This is a genomic window from Enterococcus sp. AZ101, from assembly GCF_050499005.1.
GTDB classification, from domain to species: Bacteria; Bacillota; Bacilli; order Lactobacillales; family Enterococcaceae; genus Enterococcus_L; species Enterococcus_L ureilyticus.
In genome coordinates this window covers 371959-388933 of the sequence record NZ_JBMHEZ010000003.1, presented here as the reverse complement: position 1 = coordinate 388933, position 16975 = coordinate 371959, and the positions used below count along the sequence as shown (strand labels likewise).

The window sequence follows — 16975 nt, the reverse complement described above, 5'->3', positions numbered from 1 at the left end:
AAAAAGTATGAGTGAGATTGTCTTACTCATTTTTTTAAAAGCTAAACTATCAAAACTTAAAAGTATCGATCACATAAAATCGATCAATAAAAATCAGGATGTTAGACTATCAAAAGTTACAATCATAATTTAAACAATAATAGAGCTGACACAATAAAAGTGTGTCAGTTTCTCTAAAATGTACGTTTCCCAAAAACATTCGTTATTGGGAATAGATATTTTACAAATAATTAGAGTTCTTTTCTAGATGCTTATTTTTATTCTATAATGTCAAAGTGTCTTCCCTTTTTAGTTGTAATCATTTAAACTAATGATAGCAAACTGTATTTTACAAAAGGAGGGCTATAATTGTCTATTAATAGCACAACCAGTGTAGCAGGGGGCGTGTCAGCTTCATTCAGCCAATCTGCAAGCGCATTAAATAGAATTTCTGTCTCTGTTAGTTCAGGACAAACCAACGTTGCAGGAAATAGTGCAGCAATACAGAGTTTTTCAACCTTTCAATCCAGTCTAAAAGGGATCTCTAACAGTGTTGTACAAGCAGGGGACAACATTCATTCTGTCGCCAAAGAGTTTGAACAGATTGATCAAAAAATTGCTCAGTTACCGACTCTTTCTTTTGGAGGGCTGAGATAATGAAATTAACAGCACAACAACTCTTTGACGATAAAAAATATCGTTTCAATAATCAATTGGAGGAACTTCAAGAAGCACAACGAGAGAATAAAAAAGAGCAAGGATTCATTGAGCCGACCCCCAAAAGTTAGACCCAAAAATCTAACTTTTGGAGGTCTTTTTGTATGGCAAAATATCGTTTAGAATTCAAATTAAAAATTGTTCAAGAGCATCTTGAAGAAAAAAGAGGAATAAATTGCTTAGCAAAAAAATATGGATTTAATTCTAACACTCAAATAAGAAAGTGGATCCATGCGTATAATGAATTAGGCGAAGAAGGACTACTTCGTAGTCGGAAATGTAGGAATTACTCTGTTCAATTTAAGTTAGATGCGATAGAGTTGTATTTAACTACAGAGTTGTCCTACCAAGAAGTAGCCAATCTTCTCAAAATGAACAATCCATCATTGATTGCGAATTGGCTTAAAACCTATCGTAAGATTGGTATAGATGGACTCTCTAAACAGAAAGGACGTCCACCTACAATGTTTAAGAAGAAACGAAATGAAATCCAACCATTACCAAGTGAACAATCTCAATTAGATAAACTAGAAAAAGAAAATAGAATGTTAAAAATTGAGAATGCCTATTTAAAAGAATTGAGGAGGCTGCGTATAGAGGACGAACAAAAAATGAACGAATCGCGCGAATCATTCACAGCCTCCGAGGATACTTTCGATTAAAAGATATTCTGGAAACCCTAAGGTTTCCAAAATCCACTTACATGTACTGGCAAAAACGCCTCGACAGAACAACTTCAACACAAATGATTGAAGAAGAAATTCAAGCAATTCGTAAAGAACATCAACATTATGGCTATAGAAGAATGACACAAGAATTAAAACGACGTGGATACCAAGTAAATAAAAAGAAAGTACAGCGATTAATTCAAAAGCTACAGTTACAAGTCAACGCATTTACCAAGAAATCTAGGAAATATAATTCATATAAGGGAACCGTTGGGAAAGTAGCTAAAAACTTGATTCATCGAAGATTCAACACTTCGGTCTCTCATCAAAAAATCACGACGGATACAACTGAATTTAAATACTATGAAACAGATGACGCGGGCATTCTTCGACTGAAAAAACTATATTTAGATCCGTTTATGGATATGTATAACAGTGAAATTCTAAGCTACAGCCTTTCTACTCAACCAAACGGTAAAACAGTTATGGCAGGGTTAGCAGAAGCAATTTCTCAAACAAATGATTGTCCTTATCGCCGCACCTTCCACTCTGATCAAGGCTGGGCTTATCAAATGAATACCTATGTACAGACATTAAAGGACAACCGTATCTTTCAAAGTATGTCTCGGAAAGGAACCTGTTTAGATAATTCTCCTATGGAGAATTTCTTCAGTATTCTAAAGCAAGAATTGTATTATGGCAAAGTCTATCGGAGTCAAAATGAGTTAAGACGAGCAATTGAAAACTATATTTATTATTATAATAATCATCGAATCAAAGAAAAACTTAACTGGAAAAGTCCAGTAGAGTTTCGACAGTTCGATCAAAAAACTGCATAAAAAATAGAGTAGAAAAATCCACTCTATAAAAAGTCTAACTTTTTGGGGTCACTACACATTGAACAATTACAAGAACGCTTTTATAGGGTGCAACAACAAGAACACAAACTATATGAACATTCGTTGAATGAAGTAGATCCAGAAGAAAGACCCTTTTTTGAAGAGCGACAAGACGAGGGATTTCATTTGTCACGCAAAGCATTACAGGAATTTGAAGAAGAGCAAGAACAATTGGCACAAGATCGTAAGAACTTGTTAGAGCAAGAGGATTCTGTCCGTTTCGATCAACGAACTTTCTTAAAATCGGAAGGAAAGGAGAATCTTAGTGGGACTAAAATTTAGTGTATCAGAAGCACAAACGAGAAGCTCACAGGCTGCACAAGTTAGTACACAAGCCCAACAAGCGGCCGCTTCTTTACAACAAAGCGTAAGTTCGTTTCTATCTGCCCCTTTATCCAGTAAAGCCTATGATTCTGCAAAGAGTTACTTTATGGTTGCCTACACGCCAATTTGCCAGTCTATTATTATGACAGGTGAAGCATTAGCTAATGCCCACAAGAAATTTCTAAGTGAGTATCAATCAACGGTTAGTGGTATGGATATGGATGAGGATAAAATCTTAGCAGAAATTGACGACTACAGGGCGTTATTGCATACGATTGACGAACTAATACGTGATGCGAAAACACCTAGACCAGATTTGGAAAAACGATCGATGAATGCCTACGAAGCCATGCAAAAGAGACAAGAGAAGCTAGAAAAGTTTCGTGCATACAGTGCGCAGTCAGCAAGCTACTTTGATGAATACAACTCGTCACAACAGGAATTAGACAAAGGTCTTGCCCAAGTGAAGGACTGTAAAGCATGGAATGCTGCTTCAGGGACGTTTGATATCAAGAAATTAGACATGAATTGGGCAAAGCCAATTGCGACTCGTTGGGGAGATCGCCAGAAAAAAATTGATGCTAAAGTAAAAGCATATACTCTTGCAAATCAAGAGATTATAACAAAATTTGATGAATATGGGAATGTCTTGGGTGTGTATGTTGATGGAAAATTTGATGCAGAATTAACGAGTACATTGCAAGAATCTATTAGGACGCAAAATATAGATATGATTAAAGGCTTCGGGTCTGGATTTATTGATCAGTTGGCTAATAATAATGGTAAATCTTTATTAAATGAATGGTTTGGGAAAGAAAATTTGGCGCAGAATTTTCAGGAACAAAAAATTATGCTGTAGGGCAATTTGTAGCAGACTTAACTTCTTTAGTACAAGGTGGAGCAGAGTTTATCGGCGGAGGAATATGGGCCTTTGGTGGTTCAGCAGCGTTCACTGTCTTTTCAGGTGGTGCAGGAGTAGTTGCTGTTCCTGCAATTAATGCAAGTGGATTAGCAATATCTGGTCATGGAACTGGTGTGTTTACAAGTGCTTGGGGTAGTTTAGGTGATGGCTATTCTTACAAACCAGATAACAATGCTGTTGCGAATATGAAAGAGTTTTTTGAAACGGAATTTGGATCTAATATAAAAGATAATGTTTCAAAAAATGGAAAAATAGTTGATGGGCAGCAAGTTTATAAAGTAGATGACAAGCAACTAAAAAAATATGGATTAAAAAAAGGGGATCAAATTTATTTAGACGGGATGCACAAAGATCATCTAGAAGTTTTTAATAGCAGTGGTAAGTTAGAAAAAGTTTTGAATTTAGACGGAAGTGTCAATGCCGATAAAACCAGAAAAGCTTTAGGGAGGGTTTTAAAATAGTGGAAAATGCTGATTGGAAGACTTTAGTAAAATTTTATGAAGAAATAGACAAGAAAAACAAAAAAGAATATACTTCAGATTTCCCAATAAAAAAATTAAAAGAAGACGTACTTGAAGAGATTGAAGACGATTTAAAGGAATTGCAGCAAACTATTGCTACGATAAAGTCTATAGATGTTGATGTTGACTTAAACGTATTAAATAGTAATCAGATGTTTAAAGAACAGTTAATAATATTACTTGGAATATATGGTCATTTAAATACTGAATTTGAACAGTTGTATGATTTTCATGCACAGTTTATTAAACAGTTGCCTGAATGGGATGAAGACACCAATTGAAGAAAAGAGGATAGACAAAAAATTCAATAGTTACTGTACAATTTTTTTTAGTAAAGAATTAATGTAAAAATACGTATACCAAAAACATTGGTTTTAGGTGAAAAAGGACAACTACAACAGAGAGTTTAAATTCGACAAAAGAACAAAAAATGAGGACAAAAATATCAAAGAGTGAATTTCCTTATTTTCGAATTTTACAACAGTTCTTGGAGATAAAGTGAGGGATACCATTGGCTGTTTAGGTAGAACAGTTTTAATTCATAAAGAGAACCCATGTATCGGTTGATACATGGGGTACTTGGGGTAATTGAGATTATGTGAACTTACTATTTAAATAACTTGATTAGTTACTTTTTTTACGTTTAAAAGTTAATATATATGCTCCACTTGCAAGCAGTATCATTGCACCAACGTCTGTTAATAAAGGTGAGTTTGTTTCACCTGTTTGTGGCAAGGTGGCTGTTGTAGAAGCTGAATTAATTGTCTTTGCTTTAACTACTGGTTTTGTATATGATTCAGAAGGTTTAGTCGGTTCTAAAGGCTGATTAATCGTGTTTTTCGTATAAACATAAGTCACAGTTTGAGCTGTATCAGTAAATGTTCCGTTTGGATTCCCATTAACCTCTTTAAATGTATAGCCATCTATGGTTAATTGTTCAAAAGAATAAGGGTCTCCAATATTACCAGATTTCACAACATCAGGAGCAATTGTATTTCCCTCTGTATCTTGGTAGTGAATGGTTACATCAGCACCAAGTATGCTATCTTGAACGATAACAGTCATAGTTTTATCAATAAATGTTCCAGCCATGACATTTTCAAGTCTATAAGTAATCGTATAAGTCCCTGCTTTAGAGGTATCTACATCATTAAAAATAGCAGTAAATTCACCATCTCCATAAGGTATTTCTTGGTCACCTCTGAAAGCTGTAGCATAATTTTCAGGAGAGAAAATATCACCAACATTGAGAGTTACCGTATCATTAGGTAACTCTATTCTATCGTTATCTTGAACGATAACAGTCATAGTTTTATCAATAAATGTTCCAGCCATGACATTTTCAAGTCTATAAGTAATCGTATAAGTCCCTGCTTTAGAGGTATCTACATCATTAAAAATAGCAGTAAATTCACCATCTCCATAAGGTATTTCTTGGTCACCTCTGAAAGCTGTAGCATAATTTTCAGGAGAGAAAATATCACCAACATTGAGAGTTACCGTATCATTAGGTAACTCTATTCTATCGTTATCTTGAACGATAACAGTCATAGTTTTATCAATAAATGTTCCAGCCATGACATTTTCAAGTCTATAAGTAATCGTATAAGTCCCTGCTTTAGAGGTATCTACATCATTAAAAATAGCAGTAAATTCACCATCTCCATAAGGTATTTCTTGGTCACCTCTGAAAGCTGTAGCATAATTTTCAGGAGAGAAAATATCACCAACATTGAGAGTTACCGTATCATTAGGTAACTCTATTCTATCGTTATCTTGAACGATAACAGTCATAGTTTTATCAATAAATGTTCCAGCCATGACATTTTCAAGTCTATAAGTAATCGTATAAGTCCCTGCTTTAGAGGTATCTACATCATTAAAAATAGCAGTAAATTCACCATCTCCATAAGGTATTTCTTGGTCACCTCTGAAAGCTGTAGCATAATTTTCAGGAGAGAAAATATCACCAACATTGAGAGTTACCGTATCATTAGGTAACTCTATTCTATCGTTATCTTGAACGATAACAGTCATAGTTTTATCAATAAATGTTCCAGCCATGACATTTTCAAGTCTATAAGTAATCGTATAAGTCCCTGCTTTAGAGGTATCTACATCATTAAAAATAGCAGTAAATTCACCATCTCCATAAGGTATTTCTTGGTCACCTCTGAAAGCTGTAGCATAATTTTCAGGAGAGAAAATATCACCAACATTGAGAGTTACCGTATCATTAGGTAACTCTATTCTATCGTTATCTTGAACGATAACAGTCATAGTTTTATCAATAAATGTTCCAGCCATGACATTTTCAAGTCTATAAGTAATCGTATAAGTCCCTGCTTTAGAGGTATCTACATCATTAAAAATAGCAGTAAATTCACCATCTCCATAAGGTATTTCTTGGTCACCTCTGAAAGCTGTAGCATAATTTTCAGGAGAGAAAATATTACCAACATTGAGAGTTACCGTATCATTAGGTAACTCTATTCTATCGTTATCTTGAATAGACTGTTCTTGGACAGTACTTTCGGCTAAAACAATTCCTGAAGGAATAAATTGAAAAGACAATACAAAAATTGCTAACACAATATTAATTTTTTTAATAGAAATCCCATCCGTTCCTTATATATATATTATTATATACATAGTATATAATAATATTAGTTAAAGATAAATAGCTAAATAAAAAATTAATAAATAAAACAAGAAATGTATAAAAAACAGATGGTATAGTCTACAAAAATTGACATGATTGAAAATAGACAAAAATATCTACAATTTATAAAAGTTTTATTCGTTCCATAAACACTCATTTTTCATATAGGTAGGACATTTATAAATTGTAGATAGATTATCCTTGACTCTTCTTATTCCTAAAAAATAATTACTTAATTTTTAAAGTATGGTATAATTTATTATAAAAAAATAATAAGGAGATATAATGAAAAAATTAGTACGTGTAAGCATGTTTTATATGATTTTCGGTTTGATCTCGGGTGTCTATTATAGGGAATTTACTAAGCTTTTTAACTATTCTAAGGAGACACAGTTAAGTACCCTACATACTCACATTTTAGTATTGGGCATGTTTTTTTTCTTGATTGTCCTGCTATTAGAAAAAAATTTTCAATTAACGAGGCATAAAAACTATAAAAAATTTTTTGCAATTTATAACAGTGGCTTAGGTATAACTTTATTAGTCATGATTATAAATGGAACTCTGACTGTTTTAGGTAAGTCACTAGGTGCTGCTATTTCTGGTATTGCTGGTTTGGGACATATTGTATTAACTATTGGATTAGGTTATTTTTTTAATGTTCTTTTTGATTCAGTTGAATTAGATGACTAGTTCATATTCAGATCAAAGATTTAATTTTTGAGAGGGTTTCTAATCACGCCTATTTAAAATATGACTGGTGCAAACCGTATGACCATTTATCGAATGAAGAAGGAGCTGGAAAGTTAATAATTGGGGAACAAAAAAATCATAGTATTCAGCTTATTTATAAAATTAATTGGTATTTTACTATATCAGTTTTAAAAGAAGCTATGTATTGCGGATTTTTATGTTATATTGAGACTGAAAAATGAGCGGATGTTGCACTTCATAGGATTAACCCCATCCCATCATAATACACTACTTATTAGCAGGTATTATGATGGGATGATTTATTTTGAAGCGTATGGGCTAGGAAAAAATCCGGCGACTCTCTGAATGATACTATATGTTTTCTTAATTGTAATAGTTTTTCAAGAGTAACATACCTCTCAATTTTAGTATGGATAGCAATTGGTATCCATATTATTTGGAATATAGCATAATTGAATACACTCTTGGTTAAGAGAAAGTAACTATGCTAACCAGTAATAATTCAAATTTCTTTTTTTATTTCCTATGAATCTAACAGGTTGACTTTGATAGTTTTAACAATGTTTGTTATTTTCACTATGTATGAACTAATAAAAAACTCTACTAGAGAGCCTTAATTATTAAAAACCAAAGAATTAGATGAAGTATTATAAAGAGTCTAAAGGAAAAATTCTCCAGACTTTTCTTCTATTATACATTAAAAAATCACGGATTTCTCATTAATACAAAAAGTGTAGAGCAAACAGAATTTCATGCTAAAAAAGGTTAAAACAAAAAGATTCCCAAAAAATGAAATAAAATTTTTAGAGTAACTTGATTAAAGTACCTTGAAAGATATCAAACTTATTCACTGCAGATGAATAAATGGGTTTTTTTAAGATAGTAGAGACTCTCTGATTTTCTAACTCAAGTATTCCGTAGTCTTCAGAAACCTTTGAACCAATTTCTCCTTTTATATTAGAAGGAATCACAATCCATAAATAATTCATATGTTGCTGGTATTGTCTACTACTGAAAGACCGGTGAAGATCTTCTTCAGTTAGAATGACTTCAATAGAGTGCAAATTCAATTGATGTGGTTTGCTAGTATAATTTTCAATAACTAAAAAGTCTATAGTATGTAATCGATCACTTAAAGATGAGTAAAACGAAAAATTAGGGAACAACTTATAAACTTTTTTTCGAGAGTGAGCGGTAAAATTGTTCATATTAACATCAGGAAAGTGATCTAGCCAAGAACTATAAGTTAAGGAGATAGCGATGTCTGAAACAGATAATGCTATCTCTTTTTCTTTTTCAGAGCAGCTGACTTCAGAGTGGCTGTTCTTTTTGATTATGCTGCCCTGATCATTCTGTCTAATTGTTTTGACTGATTTCCAAGCACTTACTAAATCAGACCGCTTTAACTCTCTATGCAATACTTTGTCCATTAAATCGTCTTTAATGTCTTTATTTCCCTGACTGATCTTTTCTACTAATTCAAAATTATCTGGGCTAACTTCGACGTCTTCGATTCTTGGGACAGATAATCCTTTCTTTTTTGCCCTCGTTTGATAGTCAGAATAAATCTCGCCAGCTTTTTTTCGTTTCCATATTAAGGACTCCGTTACTCCAGACTCATAAGCCAAGTGTCTGATCCAACGAGTAAAGGATAAATGTTCTGGTTTCCATAAAGCACCATTTATGGGACAAAAAAGAAAGAAGGAAAAGATATGAAATTTTACAGATATGAAAGTTCTAAAAATACTGGGAATTGGACAGAGAACTTTGGTCAAGCGGTAAAAGAATATGAAAGTGAAAAAGAGTATCTTATGGCAGACGAACCCAATGAAGATGAAAATGTAAAATTGGTGTTTATTGAGGTGCCAGACGATTTGATAGATGAACTTGAAGACGAAAGCAAAGAATTAAAGTCAGCGACAATAATTCATGATCCTGACATGATTGATGAAGATCCACGAAAAGATGGATATGATTTTGACTACTATGCAGCGTGGTCAGATGATGTAACGAAACGCTTGGAAAAATAATAGCAATTTAAAAAGGATAGAATAATCCTATTATTTTCTCCTTTTTATGTAAATTTAGAGTATAGACAAAAATTATCTTCAGCAGCTGCTACATGATCACTTTCTTTGAATTAAGAATAAGTGTAAAACAATACCTATACCAAAAACATTCGTTTTTAGTTGAGGTATAAAAATGGTTTAGCAATTCGTGATTAATAGTTTACGTACGTGTGTTACTCTTATATTAATTATAGGAGGGATATAATGAAAAAATAACTACAACTGAAGCAAGGAAAGACCTCTACAATATAATTAAGGAAGTTTCTTTCCTTCAGAAACCAGTAGAAGTGACTAACAAGGATGATAGTGTAGTAATAATCAGGAAGAGTGATTGGTTGGGTATCAAGGAATCTGTTCATGAGCTAAAATTTGAAAGAAACGTTTATCGTCAAGCTTTCATTGTATTTGAAAAAGATGGAATTGAGTTATTTGAAATAGCTCAAATAAATTATGATGGTACTATTGAATACTATTATGAAGATGTCCCAGATGATATCCAAAAAAGAATCCAGTTAGAAGAAAAGAAATACCCAAACCAAGCTAATGAACAGCTTAGATTAATAAAAAGTAAGTCGATAGATCTAGAAAAAGATGAACGTGCAGGTGACAGCTATCAAGATTTGGGTAACATGATGATGATCACAGGGAAAACAGGTTTTATAAAAGAATTTCAGGAGGATCTGAAAAAGCTTCAGCAACTAGTAACGAATAATGCGTCAGTTATATTATTAGATATTGAGGTTGACTATTGGCAATCATTAAAAATTTTAGGATCTTATCCAGAATCACTTGATCATTATCAATCAATCGAAAATGTGAAAATTTTATTGAGACAATTTATTAACCGGTTAGAAATGATTGAACTGTATTCTTAATGAGTAAACAATTTACTCATTTTTTCTTCAGGTAGTACTATCAAAACTTAAACTATTATCTATTATTTTTGTAACAGAACATATTGAGTTGAGTGACAAAGAAATAGGCAACCTTATACTTGTAGCATTGATCATTTTAGGTCTAAGTTGAGTTAAGCAATTATGGGGTAAAGTAGTGCTACTTGTTTCGTTTTTTATTGCTCTAGTGATGGACATATTTTTGCAAGCTTACAATTAAAAAAAGCGTATGTTAAAGCAAAAATAAAAGAAAAAGTCTTTTTAGAAGAAATGAATAGCTCCCTTTCTACTACCATAAAAATCCTAGAAGAATCAATTGAAAAGCAATTTGGAAAGTCAATTCATGAATCCTTTGATATACAAGAGAAAAATTCAATAGTTTTTTTGAAATAATAGTTTTAATTCTAGTTAGATCTTTACTTGTTATTTTGTTTATTAATTCAGACCATAGAGGGTGTAGCTGCTCTTTTATATCCAAAAGAGTTGGTAAATGGTTAAGCATATTTTAATCCATTATCAAATAGTTTATGTAGAAAAGAAAAAATATCATCAGAAGTTTCATTTTCTAGTGAGTAGTTAATTACTGACATTGAATTTGCGGTATATAATTCAACTATAAATGGAATTGGAAGAGAGAAGCTTTTGTATTTACTTATTCTCTGTACGTATCGAACACAGTGCTTTTTTAAAATAAATTGAAAATTTTTTTCTAGATCATACTGATCGAAAGAAGAATGTATTAAAGTTGTAATTTCTGTTCTGTTTTTATTCAATTCTGTGACAATTATTTTTATAGATTCAGATATATCGTTTGTCAAAAAGCGTTGGCTTAGGAGCGTTTCGAATGATATCGTATAAACTTTTATAGTTTTTTCAAATAAATCGAACTTATCTAGATAGTGAGTGTAAAATGTTGATCTTCCAATTCTTGCATGTGCACAAATGTCTTTAACTGTTATTTTTTCAATAGAGTAATGAGTTTTTAATAGTAGAATGAGTGACTGTTGGATCAATTCTTCTGTTTTAATATAACGTAAATCTTCGTACATTAAAATACCTTCTTTCTGAACAATTGATTTTGTTATGTTCATTATAATACATTTACAATGAATCTGTATCTGTTTTTTTTATTAAGTTACTAGCATAATAAGATTTATGAGGAGGAGATTAACATGTTTAAAAACTATCATAAAAATGAGCAATTCAATTTTCAAATGAATCGCTTTTTAGAGGTGTATCAGAATGAAAATGATGTACAAGAAGAAGTAAAACAAGCATCCTTAAAACTTAAAGATTTTGAATCATGGTATAAAGTATGGTTTACTCTTGGAAAAAAAAGAGAAAACAAGAATGAGTATGCCATTGCGTCTTGCTATTATCAATTAGCAGAATTTTTTTTATCAGAAGAAGATGAAAGAAAACTACCAGTATATAATCTTTTTAAAGACACCTTTTATAAAAGTATTGATACAAGTCAGATGACGTTTATTCAGATTCCTTATGAAAATACTTTTATGCCTGGTGTTATAATTAGGAATAATAAGCAGACAAAAAAAACACTAATTATCCATGGAGGGTTTGATTCTTATCTAGAAGAATTAATCAGAATAGTCAATCTATTTGAACCGCTCGATGAGTATCAGTTTGTCTTATTTGAAGGTCCTGGACAAGGAGAGATGATTAGAAAAAAAGTACCAATGATTAGTAATTGGGAAAAACCAGTTACAGCAGTTTTAGATTATTGTAATTTAATAAAAGCAGACTTGATGGGAATGTCATTGGGTGGTTACTTATGTATGAGAGCAGCAGCGTTTGAACCAAGAATCGAAAAAGTTGTTGCATTTGACATTATGTACAGTATGAACGATGCTTTTAAAAATAAACTTGATCCAAAACAATATCAATTTATAGAATCAGCATTAAAAAATGGAAATGAACATCAAATCGATGAGTTATTATCAAAAGAAGCTGAATTGAACATAGATTTAAATTTTAAATTATCAAAAGGCTATGCTATTTCCAATACACATAAGCCATCTGAACTCTTAAAATATATTTCAACTTTTTCTCTTGAAGGAATTGAAGATAAAATTACTCAAGAGGTCTTATTGATGGCTGGCACAGAAGATTTTTATGTACCAACAAACAGACTACCATTTTTAATCAATAAACTTGTGAATGTAAAAAAATTGGAAGCTATTCTTTATACAGAACGTTCTGGTGGAGCAGAACACTGTCAAGTGGGTAACAAAAAATTAGCATTTACAGATATATCTGCTTTTTTATTGAAGGATAGGTAAATATTTAATTATTAATCTATGTAAAATAAAATCACAATAATTGTTATAATAAAGTTGACACACACAAAGTGTGTCAGTCAGACTGTAGACAAACTCCTAAATTTGGAGTGTTGTTTGCAGTTTTTTTGTTTTATACTAATTATATACACTATTTTGGGAGTAATTCTAATGATGAAAAAACAATCTGTTGAAGGTAGAAATCAATTTTCTATGTTAACAATTGACGATCTTGTACCAAAAGATCACTTAGTTCGAAAGATTGATGCTACGATTCAGTTTGATTTCATTTATCCTATCGTAGAATCTACGTATTCGACCTCTGGTCGTCCCAGTATTAATCCGGTCGTCTTAATTAAATTAGTTTTTATCCAATATTTATTTGGTATTCGTTCTATGAGACAGACAATTAAAGAAGTTGAAACAAACATTGCTTATCGTTGGTTTTTAGGCTATTCTCTCGAAAAGCGTATCCCACATTTCTCTACATTAGGTAAAAATTATGTGCGAAGATTTAGAGAAAATACTTTATTTGAAGATATTTTTTCTCATATTCTAGAACAAACTGTAAAAGCTGGTTTTGTTACGGAAGACAACCTTTATATTGATTCTACTCATATCAAAGCGAATGCCAATAAACATAAGTTCGCGAAAGAAATGACCTACAGTCAAGCAAAAGCTTATCAAGATGAATTAGAAGATGAAATAAATAAAGAACGTATTTTGATAGGGAAATGTCTTTTTACATGGAACGCAGAAAGTGAGTTGAATCTTCCAAAAATAAGTCATTCAGATCCAGAAAGTGGTTATTACGTTTGGGAGCGAGAAAAACAATTTGCTTATTCTGCACATGCTTCTTGTGATGACAACGGGTTATTTTAGCTACAACTAGTCACACCAGGAAATGTGCATGACAGTCAAGTCGCAATTAATCTGGTTAAACAGTCAAAAAGAGCTGTTCCATTTACTCACCTCAAAATAAGTTTGTACCTTCAGAGTGGCTGTTCTTTTTTATTATGCTCCCTTTATCATTCTGTCTGATAGTTTTAACTGATTGCCAAGCGCTTATGAGATCTGAACGCTTCAACTCTCGTTTTAGAACTTTCTCCATTAAATCGTCTTTAATTTCTTTATTTCCCTGGCTGATCTTCTCTACCAATTCAAAATTGTCAGGACTGACTTCAACGTCTTCAATTCTCGGTACAGTGATTCCTTTTCTCTTTGCCCTCTTTTGGTAATCGGAATAAATTTCGCCCGCTTTCTTTCGTTTCCAAATTAAAGACTCCGTTACACCAGACTCATAGGCTAAATGTCTAATCCAACGAGTAAATGATTTATGCTCTGGTTTCCATAGAGTGCCAATTTCGACTTCTCTAATTAATTCAAATAATCGAACCCAGGAGCGTTTGTCTTTAATCAGAATTCTTTCGATCTCTTCTTCAATCATTTTGATGTTTGTTATAAAAAAACTCCTTTCTTATCATTACTATAACGTATTATAGTAACTAATGTAAATTAGAAAATGTGTCTCATAATTATCGAATTATTCTGAATACGACACAACTATGTTGTGTCGTATTCAAAGAAATGGGCCAAAGATAGATGGCTCTAAGGGTTATTCATTATATGAGTAGCCCTTTAGATTTATAGATTGTTTGAATAAGACTAAATATGTAGTATAATAAGATTAAGTCATATTAATAAAATGAGGGATTTTTACATGAAAATTGTCCAACCAATCAGAGAAAAAAAGCAAATCGATGCAATGAAGGCCATTTTGTCTTCTGGAAAAATGGGGCCAAGAAATATGTTACTATTTTCTATTGGAATAAATACCGCTTATCGCATTTCAGATTTACGTCGATTAAAATTATCAGACGTGCTAATTATTTCTCGTGGTCGGGTGATCGCGAAAGAACGATTAGAAATGAAAGAGCAAAAGACCGGAAAACACAATTCCATTATTATTTCGAATAAATTGAGAAAACAGATTTTAGAGTATGCGAATGACTCTTTTCCAACTCAGGTAGCAAATCATGAATTTGATCATTTTTTATTTCCAAGCCGAAAAGGAAATGATCAGCCATTAAGCCGGCAAGCTCTTTGGGATGTTTTGAGTAAAGCAGCTAAAAGTATGGGGATGAAAAATATTGGCAGCCACTCGATGAGAAAGACGTTTGGTTATTTTCTTTACAAGAATGGAACCCATATTGAGATCATTCAAGAATTATTAAATCATTCATCGCAGCGTGAGACATTACGCTATATTGGGATCACACAAGAAGATAAAGATACTGCCGTAATGAGTTTAGATTTATAGGGTGTAATTATTTACTATATAATAGAAGAAACACGTCATTTTTTTGGAAATTTGCCGATTTTTTATAGATAGAATACGGTAGAGACTTTGATCATTTCCGTAGATAGTTCAATTAAAGAAGCGACAGTAACTAAATGATCAAAAATTTGATCATTGGTTTGAAAATTAAGAATGGGCTAGGAGAGGAAATATGTTAGAAAATAAATTAGGCATTACAAACCAAGTTGAATTAGCAAGAGTAGAAGAAAAGATCAGTAAATCGAATGCAAAGAAATTATACGATAGTGGTGATATTAACAAACTAGAAGTAGGAACGTTCAAAGGGCTAGCAGCTATTCATCGATACCTTTTTTCAGATATTTATGATTTCGCTGGTGAAATGAGGACGGTAAATATTGCTAAAGGGAATTTTCGATTTGCGCCGGTGATGTATTTGAACGTTTCTTTAAATCATATTGATCAAATGCCACAATCTACTATTGATGAAATTGTAGCAAAATATGTGGAGATGAACATTGCACACCCGTTTCGTGAGGGAAATGGTCGTAGTACAAGAATATGGCTAGACTTGATTCTTAAACAAGAAATAAAAAAAGTAATCGATTGGAATCTGATTAACAAAGAAGATTATCTTTCTGCAATGGAGCGTAGTCCTGTAAAGGATTTGGAAATTTCTCATTTAATTAAGCAAGCACTAACTTATTCAGTAAATGATCGTGAAACATACATGAAAGGTATTGATGTTAGTTATTACTACGAAGGATACACAGAGTTCAATACTGAAGACTTGTAGTCAGTGAAAAGGACAAAATATCACCAAAACTTATATCTAAATCTATATCCGGTAAAACTACGTTAATGGTAGAGAGATTCTAAGCTCATTTCAACTTTTAAACTGAGGTATTGTCTTGAACAAGCAATCTAGTGATTACCTAAAACGCCGTTTTTGGTAAAATAAAAAAGTTGCCCCAAAACTAGGACAGCTTCCAGTAATACCAGTATTTCATTATCATTGAATCATTAATTATGCAAATTATCGAAAACGCTCGTTTTCGGTATAAAGGCTTGTTCCCTTATTTTTAATGTTAAAGGAATGAAGCAGCATTGTCAATTTGAAAAAGGATCAATAAACTGAAGGAGGATAAATTATGTGGCAAGTCACTGAGATATATAATGATGGTATGAATGCAACATTTAGCAAATTCAAAACTAAGGAGAAAGCACTGGCTTATTTAGAAGCAGAAGAATACGGAATGGAAGAATCTTTTCATTCAGGTGGTTACGTTCAATACTCACAAGATATACATACAGCTTATTTAATAAATTCAAGAAACATTGAGACAAAGGACTAAACGGAATACCAAAAAGGATAATTAGGAGGAATAACCCGATGTCTAATATAGAAGGAAAGCTAATATACGATCTTTCAAGCAGGTTTAGAAACGCTATCGAAGAAGCAAAAAACACTGGTCAGCTCTTTGAAACACCGTTTAATAGATTTCCTAACGGTTGTTGTGCAGATACTAGCGAACTATTGGGTCAGTTCTTACTATTAAATGGAATACATACCCAATTGGTGACTAATGCTTTTAGTCAGGGGCAATCACATGCTTGGTTATTAGGAGAAGACGGCTCATTAATTATTGATATTACAGGTGATCAGTTCAAAAATAAATCTAATTTTTTAAACTTTAACGAACCTGTTTATATTGGGAAAGATAATAAATTTTATCAATTATTTGATAACGAACGGTATACAGTTAAGGAAGTTAAACTACTATCAGATATGAGGTATAACGAAACTTACCGCAATCGAATTAAAAAATTATTGGAGATAATTTTAGAATTTTGCTGATGGACCATTCCAAAAATTAATCGTTCGAAAAAACAGGCTATTTTGTCCGGCTACAGCGTGAGATCTCTCCAGGTATTTGAAGGTATTGACGAACGATTGCAGAGGTCAGGACAATGGCCAAACTCAAAATGGCGA

Annotated in this window: 19 protein-coding genes and 1 pseudogene; 16 read left to right on the top strand and 4 right to left on the bottom strand. The window is 32.3% G+C overall.

Annotation, left to right across the window (positions count from 1 at the left end):
• Positions 1-348: 348 nt before the first annotated feature.
• The 7 genes from IGJ50_RS15775 (at position 349) to IGJ50_RS15745 (ending at position 4311) form a co-directional block, all read left to right on the top strand.
• Positions 349-636, top strand: coding sequence for a TIGR04197 family type VII secretion effector (locus IGJ50_RS15775; protein ID WP_429951357.1), 288 nt, complete (start codon positions 349-351; stop codon positions 634-636).
• Positions 636-767, top strand: coding sequence for a hypothetical protein (locus IGJ50_RS15770; RefSeq protein WP_429951355.1), 132 nt, complete (start codon positions 636-638; stop codon positions 765-767). Before IGJ50_RS15775 ends, IGJ50_RS15770 begins: the two co-directional genes overlap by 1 nt.
• Positions 768-800: 33 nt before the next feature.
• Positions 801-2203 (top strand): IS3 family transposase gene (locus IGJ50_RS15765; RefSeq protein ID WP_429949650.1). Its coding sequence is split into 2 segments (ribosomal slippage): positions 801-1347 and positions 1347-2203, totalling 1404 coding nucleotides; the frame shifts between segments, so codons are not numbered across the junction.
• A 42-nt stretch (positions 2204-2245) separates the two neighbouring features.
• Entirely contained in the window at positions 2246-2545 is a 300-nt protein-coding gene (locus IGJ50_RS15760) for a hypothetical protein (protein ID WP_429951353.1), read from the top strand.
• On the top strand, positions 2529-3446 hold the full coding sequence (locus IGJ50_RS15755; RefSeq protein ID WP_429951292.1) for a hypothetical protein: 918 nt from the start codon (positions 2529-2531) through the stop codon (positions 3444-3446). The genes IGJ50_RS15760 and IGJ50_RS15755 overlap by 17 nt, the downstream gene beginning before the upstream one ends.
• On the top strand, positions 3389-3970 hold the full coding sequence (locus tag IGJ50_RS15750; RefSeq protein WP_429951351.1) for a hypothetical protein: 582 nt from the start codon (positions 3389-3391) through the stop codon (positions 3968-3970). The genes IGJ50_RS15755 and IGJ50_RS15750 overlap by 58 nt, the downstream gene beginning before the upstream one ends.
• Positions 3970-4311, top strand: a complete 342-nt coding sequence (locus IGJ50_RS15745) for a hypothetical protein (RefSeq protein WP_429951349.1) — start codon at positions 3970-3972, stop codon at positions 4309-4311. Before IGJ50_RS15750 ends, IGJ50_RS15745 begins: the two co-directional genes overlap by 1 nt.
• Before the next feature lie 343 nt (positions 4312-4654).
• Here IGJ50_RS15745 and IGJ50_RS15740 read toward each other — a convergent pair whose 3' ends face one another.
• Entirely contained in the window at positions 4655-6622 is a 1968-nt protein-coding gene (locus IGJ50_RS15740; RefSeq protein ID WP_429951347.1) for a bacterial Ig-like domain-containing protein, read from the bottom strand.
• A 355-nt stretch (positions 6623-6977) separates the two neighbouring features.
• Here IGJ50_RS15740 and IGJ50_RS15735 point away from each other — a divergent pair, with 355 nt between their 5' ends.
• Positions 6978-7385, top strand: a complete 408-nt coding sequence (locus IGJ50_RS15735) for a DUF2871 domain-containing protein (protein ID WP_429951345.1) — start codon at positions 6978-6980, stop codon at positions 7383-7385.
• Between the two features lie 824 nt (positions 7386-8209).
• Here the strand turns inward: IGJ50_RS15735 and IGJ50_RS15730 are convergent.
• A complete protein-coding gene (locus tag IGJ50_RS15730) occupies positions 8210-9034 on the bottom strand; it encodes a hypothetical protein (protein ID WP_429951344.1) in 825 nt (274 codons plus the stop codon).
• Between the two features lie 84 nt (positions 9035-9118).
• Between IGJ50_RS15730 and IGJ50_RS15725 the strand changes: the two genes are divergently transcribed.
• Both IGJ50_RS15725 and IGJ50_RS15720 read left to right on the top strand, forming a co-directional pair.
• Positions 9119-9436, top strand: a complete 318-nt coding sequence (locus IGJ50_RS15725) for a DNA-directed RNA polymerase subunit delta (RefSeq protein ID WP_429951342.1) — start codon at positions 9119-9121, stop codon at positions 9434-9436.
• A gap of 374 nt (positions 9437-9810) precedes the next feature.
• Complete coding sequence (locus IGJ50_RS15720; protein ID WP_429951340.1) at positions 9811-10350, top strand: hypothetical protein; 540 nt, start codon at positions 9811-9813, stop codon at positions 10348-10350.
• Positions 10351-10862: 512 nt separating this feature from the next.
• Here the strand turns inward: IGJ50_RS15720 and IGJ50_RS15715 are convergent.
• Positions 10863-11417 (bottom strand): TetR/AcrR family transcriptional regulator, encoded by a 555-nt coding sequence (locus IGJ50_RS15715; RefSeq protein ID WP_429951338.1) that lies wholly within the window; start codon positions 11415-11417, stop codon positions 10863-10865.
• A gap of 123 nt (positions 11418-11540) precedes the next feature.
• Here IGJ50_RS15715 and IGJ50_RS15710 point away from each other — a divergent pair, with 123 nt between their 5' ends.
• Complete coding sequence (locus tag IGJ50_RS15710) at positions 11541-12668, top strand: alpha/beta hydrolase (RefSeq protein WP_429951336.1); 1128 nt, start codon at positions 11541-11543, stop codon at positions 12666-12668.
• Positions 12669-12836: 168 nt separating this feature from the next.
• Positions 12837-13370: pseudogene (locus tag IGJ50_RS15705) on the top strand (transposase); the annotation flags it as partial.
• 268 nt (positions 13371-13638) lie between these two features.
• Here the strand turns inward: IGJ50_RS15705 and IGJ50_RS15700 are convergent.
• Positions 13639-14112, bottom strand: coding sequence for a hypothetical protein (locus IGJ50_RS15700; RefSeq protein ID WP_429951334.1), 474 nt, complete (start codon positions 14110-14112; stop codon positions 13639-13641).
• 273 nt (positions 14113-14385) lie between these two features.
• On the opposite strand from IGJ50_RS15700, the gene IGJ50_RS15695 reads away from it, so the two are divergent.
• From IGJ50_RS15695 to IGJ50_RS15680, 4 genes are all read left to right on the top strand, one after another.
• On the top strand, positions 14386-14985 hold the full coding sequence (locus IGJ50_RS15695) for a site-specific integrase (RefSeq protein WP_111246957.1): 600 nt from the start codon (positions 14386-14388) through the stop codon (positions 14983-14985).
• Positions 14986-15175: 190 nt separating this feature from the next.
• Entirely contained in the window at positions 15176-15778 is a 603-nt protein-coding gene (gene fic / locus IGJ50_RS15690; RefSeq protein ID WP_069640192.1) for a protein adenylyltransferase Fic, read from the top strand.
• Between the two features lie 355 nt (positions 15779-16133).
• Entirely contained in the window at positions 16134-16337 is a 204-nt protein-coding gene (locus tag IGJ50_RS15685; RefSeq protein WP_429951332.1) for a hypothetical protein, read from the top strand.
• A gap of 38 nt (positions 16338-16375) precedes the next feature.
• The gene (locus tag IGJ50_RS15680) at positions 16376-16840 is read left to right on the top strand and encodes a hypothetical protein (RefSeq protein WP_429951330.1); all 465 of its coding nucleotides are present in this window, start codon (positions 16376-16378) and stop codon (positions 16838-16840) included.
• The last annotated feature ends 135 nt before the right edge of the window (positions 16841-16975 follow it).

Excerpts from the sequence above, each read along its gene's own strand:
- IGJ50_RS15750 (WP_429951351.1), top strand. The coding sequence starts at position 3,389 with ATGGTTTGGGAAAGAAAATTTGGCGCAGAATTTTCAGGAACAAAAAAT.
- IGJ50_RS15680 (WP_429951330.1), top strand. The coding sequence starts at position 16,376 with ATGTCTAATATAGAAGGAAAGCTAATATACGATCTTTCAAGCAGGTTT.
- IGJ50_RS15685 (WP_429951332.1), top strand. The coding sequence starts at position 16,134 with ATGTGGCAAGTCACTGAGATATATAATGATGGTATGAATGCAACATTT.
- IGJ50_RS15725 (WP_429951342.1), top strand. The coding sequence starts at position 9,119 with ATGAAATTTTACAGATATGAAAGTTCTAAAAATACTGGGAATTGGACA.
- IGJ50_RS15735 (WP_429951345.1), top strand. The coding sequence starts at position 6,978 with ATGAAAAAATTAGTACGTGTAAGCATGTTTTATATGATTTTCGGTTTG.
- IGJ50_RS15695 (WP_111246957.1), top strand. The coding sequence starts at position 14,386 with ATGAAAATTGTCCAACCAATCAGAGAAAAAAAGCAAATCGATGCAATG.
- IGJ50_RS15770 (WP_429951355.1), top strand. The coding sequence starts at position 636 with ATGAAATTAACAGCACAACAACTCTTTGACGATAAAAAATATCGTTTC.
- IGJ50_RS15710 (WP_429951336.1), top strand. The coding sequence starts at position 11,541 with ATGTTTAAAAACTATCATAAAAATGAGCAATTCAATTTTCAAATGAAT.
- IGJ50_RS15700 (WP_429951334.1), bottom strand. The coding sequence starts at position 14,112 with ATGATTGAAGAAGAGATCGAAAGAATTCTGATTAAAGACAAACGCTCC.
- IGJ50_RS15715 (WP_429951338.1), bottom strand. The coding sequence starts at position 11,417 with ATGTACGAAGATTTACGTTATATTAAAACAGAAGAATTGATCCAACAG.
- fic (WP_069640192.1), top strand. The coding sequence starts at position 15,176 with ATGTTAGAAAATAAATTAGGCATTACAAACCAAGTTGAATTAGCAAGA.